This window comes from Streptomyces sp. MB09-02B, from assembly GCF_033794485.1.
GTDB lineage: Bacteria > Actinomycetota > Actinomycetes > Streptomycetales > Streptomycetaceae > Streptomyces.
The window spans coordinates 1-2,080 of the sequence record NZ_JARGEE010000768.1 but is presented as its reverse complement, the minus strand read 5'-3'; the positions used below and the strand labels follow the sequence as shown (position 1 = coordinate 2,080).

The 2,080-nt window shown below is 69.1% G+C and carries 1 protein-coding gene; it reads left to right on the top strand.

The genetic code is table 11. The features are described from left to right. Positions 1-1,817 (top strand): PQQ-binding-like beta-propeller repeat protein (locus P1P70_RS43860; RefSeq protein WP_319247983.1); only part of this gene is annotated, 1,817 nt, incomplete at its 5' end. Positions 1,818-2,080 lie beyond the last annotated feature (263 nt).

The following is a 2,080-nucleotide window of genomic DNA, read 5'->3' as shown; positions in this document are numbered from 1 at the left end:
CGCCGAAACCGCCGGCCGGCGGTTTCGGCGCCCCGACGCCCCCGCCGCAGGGCCCGCCCGCGCCGGCCCCGGGTTACGGCTACCCGCAGACGCCCCCGCCGCAGCAGCCCGGTTACGGCTACCCGGGCCAGCCCGGTCATCCCGGCCAGCCCGGTCATCCCGGCCAGCCGGGTGCCTACGGCCACCCGCAGCCCGGCCCGTACGGCCAGCAGCCGCAGCCCGGCCCCTACGGGCAGCAGCCCTACGGCTACCAGCCGCAGACCATGCCGATGCAGCCGCAGGTGGGGCACGCCCCCGGCGGCCCCGGCGGTCCCGGCGGCAAGAAGAAGGTGAACTCCGCGGCGATCATCATCACCGCGGCGGTCGCGGCCATCGCGCTCATCGTCGGCGGCGGCGTCTACATCGCCACGTCCAACGGCGGCGACGACAACGGCAAGAAGGACACCGCCAGTTCGGAGGGCACCTCCGGCGGCAAGGACGACACCAAGAGCGACGACGGCGGCGGTTCCTCGTCCGGCGGCGGTTCGTCCTCCGGTGGCGTGGAGATCCCGACCACGGCGCAGGAGAAGGCACCGTCCAGTACCAGCGCGAAGATCCTCTTCCAGGTGCCCGCGCACGAGGTCAAGGAAAAGCTCCAGATCGACAGCGTCAAGGGCTCCTGGCTGACGAAGACCACGTACGCCAAGTCCGCGCTCAACAAGATCGTCGGCTACGAGCCGGACAGCGGCAAGCCCAAGTGGACGCTGGACCTGGCCGGCCAGACCTGCGCGGGCTCCCGTGAGATCACCACCGAGGGCATCGCCGTCGTGGTGACCGAGGCGGCCAAGCGCAAGAACAACGACGACCGCCAGCCCTGCACCGAGGTCACCGCGTTCAACGTCGAGACCGGCAAGGAGGTGTGGACCAAGAACGCCGACCTCAGCGGCAGCAAGGTGCCGTTCGGCGAGGTCACCATCTCCGGTACGACGGTCGCCGCGGCCGGCGGCTACTCCGGTGGCGCCGCGTTCGACGTCAACTCCGGCAAGGTGCTGTGGTCGCCGAAGGCCGGGCAGTGCACCGACGAGGGCTACGCGGGCGGCGCCCAGCTGATCGCCGTCCGCAAGTGCGGCGACTACGGCAGCGAGACCTTCGAGATCCAGCTGCTCGACCCCAAGTCGGGCAGCGTCAAGTGGACGTACAAGGTGCCCTCCGGCATCCAGCGCGCCAAGGTCATCTCCACCAACCCGGTCGTCTTCGGCGTGGTGACGGGCAGCGACGTCCCGCTGACCGGCACGACCGACATCTTCTCCCTCGACGAGAAGGGCAAGCTGCGCGCCAAGATCTCCATCCCGGACGACAAGTACGACTACGAGTGCCCGGTCCGCGGGGTCTGGGCCTGCAAGGGCATCTACGTCGGCAACGACAAGGTGTACATGCCGACCAAGAGCCACGACGGCACCGGCGCCTACAGCTCCACCAACGAGATCGTCTCCTTCTCGCTGGCGACGGGGAAGTCCACCGGTGACCGCGTGGACGCGGGCGACGACCACGAGCTGTTCCCGATCCGGATGGACGGGCCGAACATCATCGCCTACAAGGACGGCCCCTACGACAAGGGTGCCCAGGTCGTCTCCATCGACGGCAAGACGCTGAAGCAGACCAAGCTCCTGGAGACCCCGGCCTCCGAGTCGGTGCTCCGCGCGATCAGCGCCATGACGCCGACGATGAGCGAGATGCTCTACACCGACGGACGCTGGTTCATCGGCTCGGAACTGGTCAGCAAGCCGTACTCGGACGACGAGAAGGAGTACACGGCGCTCGGTTTCGGGGCGAAGTAACCCCACGCGCCCCCTCGGCCTCGTTCCACGGCCCCGCCCCAGCTCAGGGGCGGGGCCGTGCACGTATCCCTCATCACGCTCGAATCGGAGGGAATTTCGGTAATCCGGGCACTTCTCTCCCGTAGGGGGAGCGCAACGTCGAACAAGCGTGTAGCTTCCGGGGGCATGAGAGCGGGGTGGCCGACACGGAAGTCGGGGGGCTTCTGTCCGTGAGGACCGGTGGGCAGCCATAGTGGGCAACCATCTGGGGGGATCGGGGGGAC